This window comes from Mycobacterium sp. 2YAF39 (assembly GCF_052114565.1).
GTDB lineage: Bacteria > Actinomycetota > Actinomycetes > Mycobacteriales > Mycobacteriaceae > Mycobacterium.
This window is the reverse complement of sequence record NZ_JBFREZ010000001.1, coordinates 754,904-771,837: the sequence shown is the minus strand read 5'-3', so window position 1 is coordinate 771,837 and position 16,934 is coordinate 754,904. Positions and strand designations below refer to the sequence as shown.

Sequence of the window (16,934 nt, the reverse complement as noted above, 5' to 3'; positions counted from 1 at the left end):
AGGACGCACGCGAACTCTCGCGGGTTCCGGCCGGGTTCAGCTCTGATCGCTGACCGATTCGGCCACCCGCACAGCGAGCTGGCGCGCGGTGTCCTCGTCGGCGGCCTCCACCATCACGCGAACCACTTGTTCAGTCCCCGAGGGCCGCAACAGAATTCGGCCGGAATCGCCCAGTGCACGTTCGGCTTCGGCCACTGCGGTACGCACCGAGGGCGCTTCGGCAACGGTCGCCTTGTCCGCGACCTCGACATTGATCAGGACCTGGGGCAGCGTCTGCATGGGCTCGGCGAGCGTGGCCAGCGATGCACGCGTCTGCGCCATCCGCGACATCAGCCGAAGTCCGGTCAGAACGCCGTCGCCCGTTGTCCCGAATGCCGGCATGACGATGTGACCCGATTGCTCACCGCCGAGCGAGTACCCCCCCGCGCGCAATTCCTCGAGGACATAGCGGTCGCCGACGCCAGTGGTGAGCACCTCGATACCAGCCGCGCGCATCGCGAGGTGCAGACCGAGGTTGCTCATGACCGTGGTGACGAGCGTGTTGGACGCGAGCTCGCCGGCTTCCTGCATCGCGAGCGCGAGGATCACCATGATCGCGTCACCGTCGACGCACTGACCGCTCGCGTCCACGGCCAGGCACCGGTCGGCGTCCCCGTCGTGCGCGAGACCGAGATCCGCACCATGGGACAGCACAGCGGCCTGCAGCACGTCCATGTGCGTGGAGCCGCAGCGGTCGTTGATGTTCAGTCCGTTGGGCTCTGCATTGATGGCGATGACGTTGGCGCCTGCGGCGCGATAGGCGCGTGGCGCGGCCGCCGAGGCGGCGCCATGCGCGCAGTCGACGACGACGGTGAGCCCGTCGAGGCGAGTCGTGACCGCCTTGCCGACGTGGCGCAGGTAGCGGTCCAGCGCGTCCTCGGCGTCGACCACCCGGCCGATGCCTGCGCCGGTCGGCCGCTGTCCGGGCCCTTGGTTGACCAGGTCCTCGATGCGGTCCTCGGTCGCGTCGTCGAGCTTGTGGCCGCCGGGCCCGAAGATCTTGATGCCGTTATCCGGCATGGGGTTGTGCGACGCGCTGATCATCACGCCGAAGTCGGCGTCGTAGGCACCCGCCAGGTACGCGACGGCCGGGGTCGGCAGCACGCCAACCCGCAGTGCGTCCACGCCCTCGCTGGTGATGCCGGCGATCACCGCTGCTTCGAGCATCTCGCCGCTGGCCCGCGGATCGCGCCCGACCACGGCCACGCGTCGGGCACGGCCGCCGACGCTGCCAAGCCGTCGAGCGGCCGCGGAACCCAACGCCAATGCCAGCTCAGAAGTCAGATCCTGGTTGGCGACGCCGCGCACCCCATCGGTGCCGAACAGTCGACCCATGCCGACAAACTTCTCATAAGAGGAGCCCAAAGAGCCAACCATGGACGCCGAGTCGCGCCGCGCCGCCGAAACGGTATCCAATCGCGACAAGAAAGACTCACCGCCCGCATCCGGGTGGATACGGGCGGTGAGGTCGTTTCGACTAGCTGACGTGCGCAGTGGACGGCTCCTGCGGCGTTGCGGGCGCCGTGGTCGGAGCCTCGTCACCGGACATGCCCGGAGTGCCCTCAGCCGGGGTGGCGGGCAGGCCCTCGACCTCGGCCGCACCGTTCTGCTGGATCAGGACGGACCCGAGGCTGTTGGTGCAGACGGTCTGCTCGGTGCCGTCGGCCTCAGTGGTCTGGGCCAGCTTGGTCACCTGGTCGACCTGCATGTCGCAGACACCGGCCGCGATCTGGGCGGCGTCGACGGCCTTCACGTCCTTGAGGACGCCGGCCTCGCCGATCGACACGTTGACCAGGCCATCGGGCGCTGGCGCGGGTACCGGCTGTGCGCTCGCAATGCCCAGTCCGGTGAACAGCAGCGATCCGCCAACTGCGGCTCCAACTGCGGTGGTCTTGAGGATGTTCCTCATCGATAACTCCCTTCATCAAGAAGGCGACTCCGGTGGCAGTTGCCCCTCCCGCGCACAAAAGCGCGCGCCGCCGCCTCCGAGTCCGAGGTATTCACGATCAGCCCCGAACTCAAACGAAAACATCAGTTTTGTGAGGTTGTCGTCATTGAATGCAAACCCGGCGGAATGTAGGGAAATCACCTATTTACCTGCGGCGAACCGGTCGATAACCTCGCCACAAACCTTCGAAAGGACCCTGAATGCGCAGCGACCTGTTCTCCCCGCAGAATGCCGAAGCCCAGTTGCAACAGCCGGGAATGAAGTTGCAGAACAGCAAGATGCTCAAGGTGGGACTGAATGGCGAAATGATGGTCCGCCAGGGGGCGATGGTCGCCTACCAGGGCAACATCCAGTTCCAGGGGCAGGGCGCCGGCGGAATCGGGAAATTCGTCAAGCAGCAGCTCACCGGCGAGGGCGTGCCGTTGATGAAGTGCACGGGCACCGGTGACCTCTTCCTCGCCGATCTGGCCTCCGACATCCATCTGCTGGACCTCGAGGGCCCGCACGACGGACTGACGATCAATGGCAAGAACGTGCTCGCCTTCGAGCCGACGCTGTCCTTTGACATCCGGCGGGTCCAAGGCGCAGGCATGCTGTCCAACGCGGGCCTGTTCAACTGCGTGTTCTCGGGTCAGGGCCGCATCGCGATCACCACGAAGGGCACGCCGGTGGTGCTGAACGTCGACCAGCCGACCTACGCCGACCCACAGGCCGCCGTGTGCTGGTCGACGTCACTGCAGACCGGATTCCACAGTGCCGAACAGTTCGGCCTCGGCACGCTGATGGGCCGCACCACCGGCGAGGCGTTCACCATGTCGTTCTCCGGCCAGGGCTTCGTCGTCGTACAGCCCTCGGAGGAGGCGCCCGGCGGGTTTGTCGGCGGCACCGGCGGAGGCCAACAGGCAGGCAGCGCCGCAGGCAACATCCTCGGCGGGTTCCTGGGCCGCTAGAAACGCATTCCGCCCGGTGCGCGAGTGCACACCGGGCGGAATGACTGAACAGATCAGCGCTTGCTGTACTGAGGCGCCTTGCGGGCCTTCTTGAGGCCGTACTTCTTGCGCTCGATGGCCCGCGGGTCGCGGGTCAGGAAGCCGGCCTTCTTCAGTGCCGGCCGGTCCTCGGGCTGAACGATGATCAGCGCGCGGGCGATGGCCAGGCGCAGCGCACCGGCCTGCCCGGACGGACCGCCACCATCGAGGTGGGCGTGGATGTCGAAGGCGTCCACCCGGTCAACGGTCACCAGCGGAGCCTTGATGAGCTGCTGGTGCACCTTGTTCGGGAAGTAGGCCTCCAGGGTGCGGCCGTCGAGGTGGAACTGGCCGGTGCCGGGCACCAGGCGCACCCGGACCACGGCCTCCTTGCGGCGGCCGACGGTCTGGATCGGACGGTCGATGATGATCGGCTCGCGCGCGGGAGCCTCTTCAGCCGCGGCCGTCTCGGTCGCAGCGGTCTCGGTCGCGGCCTCGTCGGTCGTGGGCGTCGCCTCCTCGGCGGGGGCCTCGGTCACGGCTTCGGTCACTTCTTCGGTCGTATCGGTCGTTTCGCTCACTGGGCCACCTGCTTGATCTCATACGGAATGGGCTGCTGGGCGGTGTGCGGATGATCCGGCCCCACGTAGACCCGCAGCTTCTTCTGGATCTGATGGCCGAGCTTGGTGTGCGGGATCATGCCGAGGATCGCCTTTTCGACGACTCGGTCGGCGTGCTTCTCCATCTCGTCACCGAGCGCACGCGCTCGCAGACCGCCGGGAAAACCCGAGTGGCGGTAGGCCATTTTCTTCGTGAGTTTGTCGCCGCTGATGGCGACCTTGTCTGCATTGATGACGACGACGAAATCGCCACCGTCGACATTCGGCGTGAATGTCGGCTTGTGCTTGCCACGCAACAGATTCGCTGCTGCAACGGCGAGCCGGCCGAGCACCACGTCGGTGGCGTCGATGACGTACCACGAACGCGTGGTGTCACCCGCCTTCGGCGTGTACGTAGACACAGCGCTACCTCTCCTCTATCGGGTTGAATCCCGGAGTGACCCGGGGGTCGGTCTGGCGTTGCGGTGGGAAACCTTCGGCGACCGACGTAGACCCGAAGCCCCGGCGTACCGCATGCCAACGAGGCAGCTTACCTGCGGACGTCCTCGCAGGTCAAAACGCCTTCCGTGGCCGCTGAACAGGGATTACGCGGACCCTTGCGCGACGGGAGCCTGTCAAAACGTAGGGAAACGCCTGATTTCGCCGTCCGTCATGCGGCCGTAGGTTCGTCTGCGTCGGTCACCGGGTGTTTGCCAGGGACCGCTCCCCACATCAAGATCATAACGGAGTGAACATGTTTCGTACTTTCATCGCCGCGACATTGGTTGCCGCGGCGGCTGCTCTCGGCGCCGCTTCTGTCGCACACGCCGACACCTACTACAAGAACTGCGCTGCAGCCCGCGAGGCCGGTGTGACGCCGATCCTGCAGGGCCAGGACGGCTACGACGAGCACCTCGACCGCGACGGCGACGGCGTCGCCTGCGAGTAACCGCAGCTCAAACAGGTTTGCGCACCGTGGCTGCCTCTCCAAACAGCCACGGTGGCGCAAACCGTCCCTGGCGAATCCCCTGGCTCCCCTCCAAGTGGGACCGCACAGAAGTCATGGGCTAGCCGCCGCCCCACGCATTCGCCGCCATCCGGTCGGTCGCCGCCACCTCGTCGGAGCCGTCGCGGACTGCGTTTCCCAACCGGATCAGAATGTCGTTCAGCGCACCTGCGGCCTGCTCCCAGTGGGCCTGCTCGATCCGATATGCCTCGGCGGCGTGTCGGGTCCAGATCTGCTGCAACGGCGCGATCTGAGCACGCAGGTCGTCCAGCGCGGCGTTGAGCCGGGCCGAGGTGGTGTGGATCTCCTGGCGGACGGTGTATTCGATCTCGCCGAAGTTGTACGAAAGCACGTTCTCCATATCGGACTCCTCAGAGGCTGGTGGCGACGGCGCTGATCTGGTGCGAATGGGTTTCCGCGGCTTCGCGGAGGGTCTGCTGATTCAGCCGGATGGTTTCGGCGATCCGCTGCAATGCCGCGTGGAGTTTGACCGACTCCGTGTTCCACCGATCCACGACATCGCGAAATCGGGATGCGGCCACGCCGCCCCACACCGAGTCCGGCACGCCGCCCATGCGTCCGATGAAGGACGCCAACATCGCCCGAATCTCCTCGTTGCGCGCATCCGTCTTCCCGGCGATCGCCGCCATCAGGTCGAAATCGGTATTGAGCGAACCACCTGCCGGTGCCGTCATCGGCGTCCTTCCGTTTCGTGCGTTGTTATGAAGTTCGACGCGACTGGCGCCCGTTCGGTTCCATGCGTTTCGATCGCCTCACGGCACAGCGTGCGCGGAGCGGATCGCTCGATCGCACGCCTCACGCACGAGCTGCTCACGACCCGGCATGCTCTGGCAGCCGACCGCGATGCGAACGGCCCCATCGACGATCACCGTCCACGCGACGTGGCGCTCTGGCCGAACCTCTCGATACGTCACCGCGTCCCTACCTACACGTCTATCGGACGGGTTGAACTCGACGAAGACGCCGTCGGCCGTTTCCGCCAATGCCGACACCAGAGAATCCGCCGTCGCCGCGAGGCTGGAGGGCTGCGAGGCCACGGACTGTGTGATGTGCAGGGCGACATCACCATTGGCCGGTGAAACCACTTGTACCCGAGCTGATCCCGGTCCAGATGTAATGCGCTCGGCGGTCCAGGCCGCCGGCACCATCACAGCGGTCCTGCCCTCGATCAACAACGTCATCGGCATGTCGCCGACAGATGGATCCGGACGGCTGTCGCGCGCGGCGGCGAGACCCCCGCACAGCACGACCACCGTCAGGATGCCGGCCAGCGCAGCCAGAGTCTTGCGAGCACGGAATACAGCAGACGCGCGAGTGACGGCATCCGTACCCGGAACGGCCGCCGATCGTTTCGCCGCGGCCGCACGTAGCACCCAATTGTCGTCCGCGATCATGACCCGCACGCCGATCGCCCGCATACGATCGGCGATCTTCGACGCGAGAAATTCGGCGCCGGGCACCGTGGCCGGAGCGTCCAGCAACACTGCCGACGGCACACCGACGGCCGCCGTCACCGCCCCTGCGTCGGTGACTGCTTCCGCCTGCAGCGGTACGACTGCGGCGATCGTTCCCAATACGGATACGACTGCGACATCCGCGGTGATCTCAACGATGGTTGTTTCAACCGAGATCCCCTCTCGCAGCATCGCTGTCCGCTCCAGCACAACGACTTCAGTCGCCGCGATCTGCGCCGCCTCACGGGCCCTGTCGATCCTGGCCGACCACCACCACGCGGGACAGATGACGACTGCGACGTCGACGCTCCCGCCTATGACCACGTTCATGACGTCATCCCATAGGTCCCGTACGGACACCGGACGGTCGTCGAGCAGCGCGATTTCGTCGTCGATGCAGTCGAGAGCAGTCGAAACCCATTCCGGGCGAACCTCGTTGGCTCCCCGGATCGTCGCCGGCCCTACCTCGATGACGACTTCGCTCACGGTGGGTCGGTCCAGGCCACCTGTATCAGCTGATCCGCGCCGCCTCTCGTGATCAACGTTGCCCGCCCGGGCGGTAACGCCGATGGCCGAACAGTCCCCAGCAGCACGCCCTCGTCCGGGCTGGCGCTCATCATCACGCCCATGCAGCCGAGTTCGCGCATCCTCGCCAGTACCGGATCGAACATCGCGCGCGCAGCACCACCCGAGCGCCGGGCGACGACGACGTGTAGTCCGAGATCCTTGGCGTGCGGAAGAAAGTCGGCGAGTGACGTCAACGGGTTGCCGGTCGCGCCGGCCGCAAGATCGTAATCATCGATGACCAGGTAGATCTCGGGTCCTGACCACCACGACCGCGTACGCAACTCGTGTTGAGTGACGTTCTCACCGGGCATGCGCGCCTCCAGGCGGCTGATGATCACTGCCAATCGTGATGCCAGCGACGCCGGTGACATCGCGTATCCGGTGAGGTGGTCGGACTCGACGACGCCGAGCAGCGCCCTGCGGAAGTCGACGAGCTCGAGCTCGACCTCATCGGCGGTGCGTTCCCGAATCAGCTCCCGGCACAGCAGCCGCAAGAGTGCCGTCTTCCCGCACCCTGCCTCACCGAGCACGAGCAGATGCGACTGTTCTGCGAAATCAATATGGACGGGGCTCAATTCGTGTTCGCCGATGCCGACCAACACCCGCGACGCGAGACTCTCGACATCGTGTGTCCGAAGGTCATCACGCTGGACCTGCGTCGGTAGCAGCTGGACAACGGGCGCAGCGCTCGGCGCCCACCGGTCGCGCAGGCGTTCGGTGTCGGCGGCGATCGCCTCGGCGAGGCCGTTCGAGGTGGCGCGCCCGTCCCACCGTGGCAATGCAATCGCGAATTCCCTGCGGTTGGCCGCGATGCCGCGTCCTGGTGGTCGATCCGAAAGGTCTCGCGCTCGCCTGCGGTCGATCTCCGATTCGGCGGGATCACCAAGCCGGAGCTCGATGCGCGTCGCGATCTGGTCCTTCAGCGCGGGTCGCAATTCTGCCCAGCGCGACGCAGTGACGACAACGTGGACTCCGAACGAAAGACCTTGAGCGGCAATCGCAGTGATCTGACCCTCAAGGGAATCGAACTCCTGACGCAGTGTCGACCAGCCATCGATGACCAGAAACACGTCACCGAACGGATCGTCCGGGGATCTGCGGCCACGGTAGTCGGCCATGGAGTCGATCCCCATGCGACGGAACAGCGACTCCCGCGCCCGCACCACTGAAGCCACCACCGAGACCGTGCGGCGACACAGTTCTGCGTCAGAGCGGCCTGCGATCGAGCCGACATGCGGGATCTGTCGCAGCGAGGACAAGGCTCCGCCACCGAAGTCGAGGCAGTAGAAGCCCACATCCGCCGGTCCATGGTGCTGCGCCAATGCCAGCAGCAAGGTGCGCACGGCCGTCGACTTTCCGGATCCCGGAGCGCCGACGATTGCGACATTGCCAGCCGCCCCGCCCAATTCGACGACGAGCGGGTCTCTGCGCTGCTCGTACGGATTGTCCACCACGCCGATCGGCACCGTGATGTCACACGGCCTCGGACCCGCCATCAGGACGTCGAGAGTCGGAGACTCGGTCAGCGGCGGCAACCACACCTGATGCGCCGGCGCACCACGGCCGGCCAACCGGTCCAGCATCGCGTCCATCACGGTCCGAGCGGCCTGTTGCCCCTGATCGGTGTCGGCCGGCGCGGTCATCGTTCCGACTCGCGTCGCCGTGAACACCACGGGCGTCACCGGCGCCGGCGCGGGTACGCCGCGCCGCCTGCCGTCATCGGCCGACACGAACGCGGTCTGAAACCGTACGAGCTCCCCCGAAGCCGTCTTGAGATATGCCGCCCCTGGTGTGCTCGGCAGGTGGTATGCGTCCGGAACGCCGAGGACCGCGCGAGATTCGCCGGCAGAGAAGGTCTTCAGGCAGATCCGATAGGACAGGTGCGTCTCCAGCCCCCGCAGCCGGCCTTCGTCCAGTCGTTGGCTGGCCAGCAACAGATGCATTCCCAACGATCGGCCCAACCGGCCTATCGCCACGAACAGTTCGGCGAAGTCGGGATGCTGACTGAGCAGTTCGGAGAATTCGTCCACCAGGATGAACAGCGTCGGCAGTGGCGGCAGACCCGCGCCGTGCGCGCGTGCACGGCGATACTCGGCCAGGTTCGCGAATCCCCCCGCCGCCCGAAGCACCTCCTGACGCCTGTTCATTTCGCCGGCCAGCGCATCGTTCATCCTGCTGACGAGGTGCGCCTCACCGGCCAGATTGGTGATGACGGCCCCGACGTGCCTGGCGCGCTCCAGCCCGAGAAACGTCGCGCCCCCTTTGAAGTCCACCAGGATGAGATTCAGGACATCCGGAGGGTGCGAGGTGATCATCCCGAGCGCCAAGGTGCGCAGCAGTTCCGACTTCCCGGAACCGGTGGCGCCCACGCACAAGCCATGCGGCCCCATCCCATTTCGCGCCGCCTCGTTGATATCGAGTTGCACATGCGTTCCGTCAGGCGCGACACCGATGGGTACGGCCCTGATATGCCCGTCGCCAGTTGTCCGCCAGTGCTCCTCGGGGGTTCGACCGTCGACGTCCATCAGGCCCAACCAGTCGAGCGGCGTCGACAGACCGCCGTCTTCCGTCCCTGCCGCGCATCGGAATGGTGCGAGACGCCGAGCGCATACCGATGCCTGCGCCTTCGTGAGGAGATCGGGTCTCGCTATCACCTCGTCGCCGTCCCGGCCGCAGACGGTCACCGTTTCGGCATCGACACGCAGCCGCAGACTCCGCGTGTTCTCGACGCCGCCGGGCGCGCCGACGACGATGGTGGTGTAGTTCCGCTCGCTGACGCCTCGGTCCAGTCCCGTCGAGTCGCCACCGTCCACGATCGTCACCGTGTAATGGTGTTCCCGCACCATGTCGTTCGCGGCCCGCACGACACTCGGGTAGACCAACCTCGCCGAACCCGCCCCGTCGGTGTTGCATGAATGCTGATGGTGTGGAAGCCATTTGAGCCAGTCCCACTCATCGCTCGCCTCGGGGCCGACGACGGCGCCGATCGTCACATGGTCCGGACCATGCAGGGCGGCCAGTTGACAGATGATCGACCGCAGGAACGCCCTCGCGACGTGTGCATCGCCGTCGATGGCGATCACCGGGTAGTGGCGTAGATCCAGCGCGGTCGGTGCATCGGCGACGATCGACCGGGTCCGAATCAATCGGCGCATCGCGGTCACAGTCACGGGATCCGGTTCTTCGACACCGCTCAGATCCGGTGCGGTCAGCACCGTGAACAGCACTTGGCCACCGATCCCCACCCGGACGAGGCCAAAATCCGGGTCCTCTGGCCGTCGCTCCCACATCCGTCGGCCACCGGCCATGGCCCACAGCGCGCGGGGTTCAGGGTGACTCCACCGCAACGACCGACGCTGAGCGTCGGCTGTGGCTGCGGTCTCACCATCCAGGGCGTCGATGTAGCGGAGATATTTCCGCCGGCCCCTGTTGATCTCAGCGGTGCGGTTGGTTCCGCGGGCACCGTAGACAAGCGTCCCGAGCACCGACGTCAGCATCATCACGGGAAAGAACACGTACATCGGGTGCCGCATCGCTTGGCCCGACGTCACGTACACCGCCATCATCCCGACAGCAGCGACGAGCATCGCAACCGGCATCAGGCGGGCGAGCGGGTTCACCTGCGCAGGTTCAGGTATCTGCGGGGGCGCTTCGACAGCGACGGGGCCGGACACCGTCGGCGGCACCGGCACTCGAGACCCTCGGACGAAGTCCATCGAACAATGGACGCCGCTGCCGGCGTTGGGGTTCCATCCCCAGCCGGTGAAGTTGACGCGTTCACGTTTCCGCGAACGGAGTTACGGTTGCTACGCGGCCGGGAAAGGGGGGACCGATGCCAGATTCACTGTGCCGAGTCACTATTGCGGCTTGCACCGAGGACGCACATCGTGCGGTAGATCTGGCATTGCCGGCCGGCATGCACATCGACCAGCTTCTGCCGCAGATCGTCGACATCCTTCAACCCGCAGGACCTGTGAGCGACTGGCGACTATGCAGGCTTGGCGATCCGCCGATGGATGAATCGATGACTCTTAACGACAACGCTGTTCGTGACGGTGAGGTGTTGATCCTCACGACCAGCGAGCCTCCGGTCGCCGAGTGGGCCGCTTGCGATCCATGCCGTGCCATGGTCTCGATCGGACCGGGGAGTGCTGTACCGGTCCCGCGGATGTTTCCGGCTATCTGCGGTGTGGTGGTCGGCGGATTCGGTGCAGCGGCACTGGCCTGGGCGGCGACGGGTAACCCCACGGCGGGTGACGCCATCACCGGGACCTTGGTGGCCGCGACCGCAGCGGCGGCGGCGGCTGTCGTTCGGCGCCTGAACGGAGACCCGCTGATCTCTGTGCCGCTGAGTCTCATCGCCGTGCTCTACGCAGGCGTCGTCGGATTTCTCGCCGTGCCGCCCGGCCCACCCGCATCCGGACTGCTGATGGCCTTCGCGGCCACATTTTCGGCATCCATTCTTCTGCTGCGCGTGACTGGCTGCGGCAGAACATGTTTGACGGCGGTAGCGACCCTGAGCGTGTTGACGGTGGCTGTCGCGGCTGTCGGCGCGACGTGGGAGCTGCAACTGCAGGCGGGCGGCGCGGCGCTTGCGACGCTGTCGCTCGCGACTCTCGGCTTCGCGCCCAGACTGGCGATGCTTCTCTGCGGCGCCGGCCCCTCGACACCGAGCATCGACGATCAGCATGCCGAAGAGACCGACGCCGTAACGCCCAATGCCGGGCGGTGTCAACGCACCTTGACCGGACTCGTGGTGGGATCGTCGATCGCCGCGACTGTCGGCGCCGCATCGGTCGCCGCGGATATCGCCGGGCCGGCGCTGCGCGACCTCACCTTCACCGCGGTCGTCGCGCTGGTGCTCCTGCTCCGCGGGCGCACTCATGTGCATCCGCATCGCCGTATTGGCCTGGTCGTAACCGCAGTGCTCACTGCCGCTGCGGGTTTCGCCGCCGCCACCGTATCGGCGCCGGCGCAGGCGCACGTGGTGAGTGTGCTCGCCGCCGCTTCCGGTGCGGCCGCACTGGGGTTCCTGATCAGACCGAAGGTGAGTCCAGTCGTTTCCCGCATCGTGGAGGTCGTCGAATATCTCGCGATCGCGGCCGTCGTTCCTGTCGCGGCGTGGGTGGCCGGAATCTACGGACTGGCGCGGGGAGTGAATCTGATATGAAGGCCGTGCGACGAACTGGCTGGAGCGCACTTGCGGTCATGGCGTTGTGGACAGCGCCCGCAGCCGCGGCGGTGGCGCCGCCGGCCATTGACATGTCGATACTGCCCAAACCGGGATCACCGGCCCCGCCACAGCGCACCGAACAACAAGGCCAATGTGCCTCTGGCACAGAACGGGCGGTTGAGAGCGGCGACGAACCACTGAAAAACCTCGGTTTGCAAGATGTCTGGCCACTCACGCGCGGTGCGGGCCAGACAGTCGCGGTGATCGACACCGGCGTATCGCAACACCGCCTGCTCCCCCACCTCATCCCTGGCGGCGACTATGTCTCGACCGGCGACGGCACCGCGGACTGCGACGGACACGGCACGATTGTCGCAGGCATCATCGGCGCATCCCCGGATCCCGACACCGCATTCGCGGGCATCGCACCGGACGCGACGATCATCGGGATCCGGCAGTCCAGCGATAGATTCCGGGCAGCTGATGACCCGTCCGGAGTCGGGTTCGGCGATGTCGACACCCTCGCGATGGCGGTTCGCACCGCAGCCGATCTGGGGGCGACCGTGATCAACATATCGACAGTCGCATGCGTCTCGGCGGAGGACGGATTCGACGACCGCGCGTTGGGGGCCGCGCTGGCCTACGCGGTCGACGTCAAGAACGTGGTGGTGGTGACGGCCGCCGGAAATGTCGGTACGTCGGGCCAGTGCTCCGACCAGAATCCGACGTCCGATCCGCTACATCCCGGCAAGCCCGATTGGGCAGACGTCAAGACGGTGGTGAGTCCAGGCTGGTATGACGACTACGTGCTGACCGTGGGCTCGGTGGGCCGGGACGGCACGCCATCACCCTTCAGCCTGGCGGGCCCTTGGGTCGACGTCGCCGCGGTGGCGGAAGGGGTGGTCTCGTTGGACCCCGACGGCGAGGGCCTGATCGACAGGCTCGTCGACGACGAGTCAGCGATTTCGGGGACGAGCTACGCGGCGCCGCTCGTCAGCGGAGTTGTCGCCCTGCTGCGGTCGCGATCACCTGAATTGACCGCGCGACAGGTCATGCAGCGTATCGAGGACACCGCCCACCGCCCTTCCGGCGGTTGGGATCCGGTGGTCGGACACGGGATGGTCGACGCCGTCGCGGCGGTGAGCGCCGGTCCGGGGCCGGAACCGGGGCACGGCGGTAGTAGACCCCGGCCGCTGTCGATACCCGCTCCCGGGCCCACCAAGGACCGCGGCCACGTCGCACTGCGGGGGGCCGCGCTCTGTATCGCGGTGTCGATCGCGCTGGTCGCGATGACCGCGTCGGCGCATCGCCTACGGCGTCGGTCCGACGCTGTCCCTCGTCGCTGACGCACCCTCGATGCTGAGTTCGGGGCCGCGCGGCAGGTGGGCGAGCAGCGCCCACGGCGCAGGCACCGGGTGGACTAGTCCCAGACGCTCGGCCGCCTGCGCATCACGGATCCCGAACAGCACACCGGCGTCGTTGACGAGAAATTGCGCCCCGGTCGCGGCGCCTGCGCCGGAGACACCGGCGGCGCGCACGAATGCGCTGCGCCCGGGCGGCATGGCGAAACAGTCGACAGCGGGTCCCGCATCATCGGCCTGCGCCAGTTCCGCTACGGCGCGGCCGTCATCCACGGGCAGTGAGTCAGCAACAAGGACGGCCCCACGTTGTGTGCAGAGGACCGAACTCTCGGTGACGCCACCGAGATCGGGGAAGGTGGCGACGGGAAGGTCACCGACAATCGGCACACGTCCGATCAGTGCCGGCGCGACCGTGACGATGTCACGTCGGAGCGAATAGGTGAACCGAATGAGATCGGCCGCGACCTCACCCACGCGCTGGACACCATCGCCGAGCGCGACGTAGTACTCCGCGGAACCGGCCCGCGCCAGCCGCACCACGGTGCCGACCGGGAGTCCCGGCAGCGCCGATGGCGATCCGATGCCAGGAACAGCGGGCACTGCGATTGCGGGCACCTCCGGTATCGCGTCGAGCAGTGCACGTGAAACCGGCCTTGGCGCAACCTCATCGAGCTTCAGTGCACGGACGACGGCGTTGTTGCGCAGATCCACCTTCGCTCTGTGCCCGTCGTACAGAAGGTAGGTCGTCGCCGCGCTCTCACCACGAGCGCTGACGAGTGCGCTCTTGTGCGAATCCATATCTGCGGGCGCCGGTCCGGCCAGCACAGTGGTGCGCTCCGTCGCGTCATCGCACACCGTCCAGACGGATTCGTCCGCGCCCAACGGGGGACCAATGGTGTCCGGGGCACCCGGAATACCGATGAGTGATCCGCGCTTGGCCCGATCCAGGGCCGACGTGCTGACCAGTTCGGGCTCGCCGGCCGCACCGGTGATCAAACGCGCCGAGGCCAGATTCAATGCGGGGTGCATGGTGTCGCCGATGCGCACATACAGCGCACCGGACTCACGCGCCATGACGATGGCGGCGTTCCCCACGTCGCCTTTCGGCTGCAGGAACGCGAGGACAGCACACACGGCGACGGCGATAGCCGCCAGCACGCATCCCGCTGCGAGTGAAAGTGACTGTGCACGTAGCGGATCGTCGAGCATGCGAACATCGCCACGCACCAGCGCGTGTTCCATCCGCCGCATCAAAAAGCGGTATCCGCTGACCTGGATACCGGTAGTCGTTCGCCCAGTCATCCCTCCCCCGCAGCAAGCCTAAGGGCCGCCCGGAGGCCGTTGCGTCACTGATTTCAGTCGGATTTGGCGCGGCGTTCCCGATAGGCCGCGACGTGTTGGCGGTTTCCGCAATTGCCGGTGTCACAGAACTTTCCGGAGCGGTTGCGCGAAAGGTCGACCAACACCGCATCGCAATCCGAGGCGGCGCAGATCTTGAGTCGGCGCAGCTCGCCGATGCGGATCAGGTCCGCCAGTGCCATCGCCATCTCCGCGCCCATCCGCTGCCAGAGCGGATCGCTCACCGATGCCAGATGCAGATGCCACTCCGGCATCTCCGGATGGCGGGTCAGCCACGGCGAGGCCTGCGTGTCGCTCAGCAGAGCGTTCACCTGATCCACCGCCCGCTCCTCGTCGCCGGCGACGGACCAGATCTTGCCGAGCCGCGCCCGCAGGCGGTGCACCGAGTCGAGTTCGGCGTCATCATGGTCGCGCCTGCCGGTCCACCCGAACCCGTCCAGGTACCGGTCGAGCGCCGCGAGGTCCGCGAGCTCTTCACCGTCGGTTCCGCTGTTGATCAGTACACACGCGGCACGCAGCGTGAGCTCGGTGTCATAACTGAAAAGCATTTGACTCATGACCCCCTTCCCGGCTAGCGTCATCACCAAAGCAGATTTTACTCATTACACGTCGGAGGTGCACCCATGGTCGCGAATCAGATCAACGAACGCGCCTCCGTGGACCATTTTCGGCTCGGCCTTCTGCTCGCCGTCGGCTCGGCGCTGTCGTTCGGATCATCGGGACCATTCGCCAAAGCCTTGATGGAGGCCGGCTGGAGCCCGACGGCCGCCGTGGTCGCGCGCCTTGCGGGCGGTGCCCTGGTGATGGCTGTCTTCGCGACCATCGTGCGGCCCAACTGGGTCCGCGAAGCGCTGGGCCACGCCAGGACCGTCGTCCTGTACGGAGTCATCCCGATCGCCGGGGCGCAGCTCTTCTACTACTGCGCGGTTTCGCATCTGTCCGTCGGCGTCGCACTGCTGCTGGAGTACACCGCGCCGATCCTCGTCGTCGGATATGTGTGGGTGAGAACCCGGCGCAGGCCGACCAACCTGACCCTTGCAGGCGTCGCCCTGGCGGTGGCCGGAATCATGTTGGTGCTCAACGTCTTCAGCGACGCCCACATCAATCTCATCGGTGTCGCCTGGGCGCTGGGTGCCGCAGTCTGCGCCGCGTGCTACTTCGTGATGTCGGCCAACGTCGGCACCGCCGACAATGACGGTGTCAACCCGATCACGCTGGCCGCGGCCGGTCTGGTGGTCGGCGCCGCTGCGGTCACCGTTCTGGGCGTCGTCGGCATCATGCCGCTGACGTTCACCACCAACGACACTGTCATCGCGGGGTTGACGACGTCGTGGGCGATTCCGGTCGTCGCGCTGGGAGTCGTGGCCACCGCGGTCGCCTACACGCTGGGCATCATGGGCATCTCGCGGCTGCGTCCCCGGTTCGCCTCACTGGTCGGCCTGTCCGAGGTGATGTTCGCCGTATTGGCCGCCTGGGTGCTGCTCGGCGAGGCGATGACGGCGATCCAGGCCGTCGGCGGAGTCATCGTGCTGGTGGGTTTGGCGCTGGCACGGCAGGGTGACCGGAGCGAGGAGTCGGCCGAGGTGACGCTGCCCGAAGGCGTGCCATCAGGGCGCTAGTCAATTCCCAGTGATTGGCCGCGGCCGGCACAGATGTGGAAAAATGACCGACGTGACTTTGCTCCGGACGCCAACACTGCTGGCCGCGGCCATCTCGGCCGTTGTCTGCGCCACGGCGCTTGTCGCCATCCCGGTCGCGATGGCCCAGCCCGACCATCAGCCCGGAGTGCCGGGGCCAGGACCTGCGCCGGGCCCGATAGCCGCGAACGCACCAGGTCCCGTCGCCAACCAGGCATCGTCATGCCCCGACATCGAGGTCATTTTCGCCCGCGGCACCGACGACACCCCGGGCCTCGGTACGCCCGGCTCGGCGTTCGTCAATGCGCTGCGCCCCCTCGTGGGCGGGCAGACCGTCAGCTCGTACGCGGTCAACTACCCCGCCTCGTACGACTTCCTTGCGGCCGCTGACGGCGCCACCGACGCCGAGAACCGCGTGGCATTGATGTCGCAACAGTGCCCCGACACAAGGCTCGTGCTCGGCGGATACTCGCAGGGCGCTGCCGTCATCGACATGCTGGGCGGCGTCCCGCCGCTCGGCAACAAGATCGGTGAAATCGGTTCGGCTCCCCCGCTGCCCGCGAGCCTTCAGTCCAACATCGCCGCGGTCGTCGCGTTCGGTAACCCCGCAGCGAAGTTCAGCAATCCGCTCACCAGCTCGGTGTTCGGCGGTCGGGCGATCGACCTCTGCAAGGACGGCGACCCCATCTGCTCGGGCGGCAGGAACCCGTTCGCACACAACGATTACGTGTCCGCCGGCCTGGTTCAGCAGGCCGCGAACTTCGTCGCTGGTCGGGTTTAGCCGCAATTCCGCTACCCTGTT

At 66.6% G+C, this 16,934-nt stretch carries 15 protein-coding genes and 1 pseudogene; 6 read left to right on the top strand and 10 right to left on the bottom strand.

Going from position 1 to position 16,934, the window contains the following annotated elements; genetic code table 11:
• Positions 1-36: 36 nt before the first annotated feature.
• The gene (gene glmM / locus AB4Z42_RS03875; protein WP_442007771.1) at positions 37-1,374 is read right to left on the bottom strand and encodes a phosphoglucosamine mutase; all 1,338 of its coding nucleotides are present in this window, start codon (positions 1,372-1,374) and stop codon (positions 37-39) included.
• 142 nt (positions 1,375-1,516) lie between these two features.
• Positions 1,517-1,948, bottom strand: coding sequence for a hypothetical protein (locus AB4Z42_RS03870; RefSeq protein WP_442007770.1), 432 nt, complete (start codon positions 1,946-1,948; stop codon positions 1,517-1,519).
• Positions 1,949-2,187: 239 nt separating this feature from the next.
• Here AB4Z42_RS03870 and AB4Z42_RS03865 point away from each other — a divergent pair.
• Positions 2,188-2,937 (top strand): annotated as a pseudogene (locus AB4Z42_RS03865) (AIM24 family protein); the annotation flags it as partial.
• 53 nt (positions 2,938-2,990) lie between these two features.
• Here AB4Z42_RS03865 and rpsI read toward each other — a convergent pair.
• Both rpsI and rplM read right to left on the bottom strand, forming a co-directional pair.
• Positions 2,991-3,494 (bottom strand): 30S ribosomal protein S9, encoded by a 504-nt coding sequence (rpsI, locus tag AB4Z42_RS03860; RefSeq protein ID WP_442008111.1) that lies wholly within the window; start codon positions 3,492-3,494, stop codon positions 2,991-2,993.
• Positions 3,495-3,532: 38 nt separating this feature from the next.
• Entirely contained in the window at positions 3,533-3,976 is a 444-nt protein-coding gene (gene rplM / locus AB4Z42_RS03855) for a 50S ribosomal protein L13 (protein ID WP_442007769.1), read from the bottom strand.
• Positions 3,977-4,308: 332 nt separating this feature from the next.
• On the opposite strand from rplM, the gene AB4Z42_RS03850 reads away from it, so the two are divergent.
• Positions 4,309-4,503 carry an excalibur calcium-binding domain-containing protein gene (locus AB4Z42_RS03850; protein WP_442007768.1) on the top strand — a complete coding sequence of 65 codons (195 nt, stop codon included), beginning with the start codon at positions 4,309-4,311 and terminating at the stop codon, positions 4,501-4,503.
• Positions 4,504-4,621: 118 nt separating this feature from the next.
• Here the strand turns inward: AB4Z42_RS03850 and AB4Z42_RS03845 are convergent, their stop codons facing one another.
• The 4 genes from AB4Z42_RS03845 to eccCa form a co-directional block, all read right to left on the bottom strand.
• Positions 4,622-4,921, bottom strand: a complete 300-nt coding sequence (locus AB4Z42_RS03845; protein WP_442007767.1) for a WXG100 family type VII secretion target — start codon at positions 4,919-4,921, stop codon at positions 4,622-4,624.
• 10 nt (positions 4,922-4,931) lie between these two features.
• Positions 4,932-5,255, bottom strand: a complete 324-nt coding sequence (locus tag AB4Z42_RS03840; RefSeq protein WP_442007766.1) for a WXG100 family type VII secretion target — start codon at positions 5,253-5,255, stop codon at positions 4,932-4,934.
• A gap of 78 nt (positions 5,256-5,333) precedes the next feature.
• The gene (locus AB4Z42_RS03835) at positions 5,334-6,521 is read right to left on the bottom strand and encodes a type VII secretion-associated protein (RefSeq protein ID WP_442007765.1); all 1,188 of its coding nucleotides are present in this window, start codon (positions 6,519-6,521) and stop codon (positions 5,334-5,336) included.
• On the bottom strand, positions 6,518-10,318 hold the full coding sequence (gene eccCa, locus AB4Z42_RS03830; RefSeq protein WP_442007764.1) for a type VII secretion protein EccCa: 3,801 nt from the start codon (positions 10,316-10,318) through the stop codon (positions 6,518-6,520). Before eccCa ends, AB4Z42_RS03835 begins: the two co-directional genes overlap by 4 nt.
• Positions 10,319-10,434: 116 nt before the next feature.
• On the opposite strand from eccCa, the gene eccD reads away from it, so the two are divergent.
• Together eccD and mycP are read left to right on the top strand one after the other, a co-directional pair.
• A complete protein-coding gene (gene eccD, locus AB4Z42_RS03825) occupies positions 10,435-11,772 on the top strand; it encodes a type VII secretion integral membrane protein EccD (RefSeq protein ID WP_442007763.1) in 1,338 nt (445 codons plus the stop codon).
• A 38-nt stretch (positions 11,773-11,810) separates the two neighbouring features.
• Complete coding sequence (mycP, locus tag AB4Z42_RS03820; RefSeq protein ID WP_442007762.1) at positions 11,811-13,121, top strand: type VII secretion-associated serine protease mycosin; 1,311 nt, start codon at positions 11,811-11,813, stop codon at positions 13,119-13,121.
• On the opposite strand, the gene eccB is transcribed toward mycP, so the two are convergent.
• Complete coding sequence (eccB, locus tag AB4Z42_RS03815; RefSeq protein ID WP_442007761.1) at positions 13,086-14,438, bottom strand: type VII secretion protein EccB; 1,353 nt, start codon at positions 14,436-14,438, stop codon at positions 13,086-13,088. The two genes, mycP and eccB, sit on opposite strands and share 36 nt — an antisense overlap.
• A 53-nt stretch (positions 14,439-14,491) precedes the next feature.
• Positions 14,492-15,043 carry a CGNR zinc finger domain-containing protein gene (locus AB4Z42_RS03810; protein ID WP_442008110.1) on the bottom strand — a complete coding sequence of 184 codons (552 nt, stop codon included), beginning with the start codon at positions 15,041-15,043 and terminating at the stop codon, positions 14,492-14,494.
• Positions 15,044-15,118: 75 nt separating this feature from the next.
• On the opposite strand from AB4Z42_RS03810, the gene AB4Z42_RS03805 reads away from it, so the two are divergent.
• Both AB4Z42_RS03805 and AB4Z42_RS03800 read left to right on the top strand, forming a co-directional pair.
• Positions 15,119-16,114: an EamA family transporter gene (locus AB4Z42_RS03805; RefSeq protein WP_442007760.1), complete on the top strand. Its 996-nt coding sequence runs from the start codon at positions 15,119-15,121 to the stop codon at positions 16,112-16,114.
• A gap of 43 nt (positions 16,115-16,157) precedes the next feature.
• Positions 16,158-16,913, top strand: a complete 756-nt coding sequence (locus AB4Z42_RS03800; RefSeq protein ID WP_442007759.1) for a cutinase family protein — start codon at positions 16,158-16,160, stop codon at positions 16,911-16,913.
• Positions 16,914-16,934: the final 21 nt, after the last annotated feature.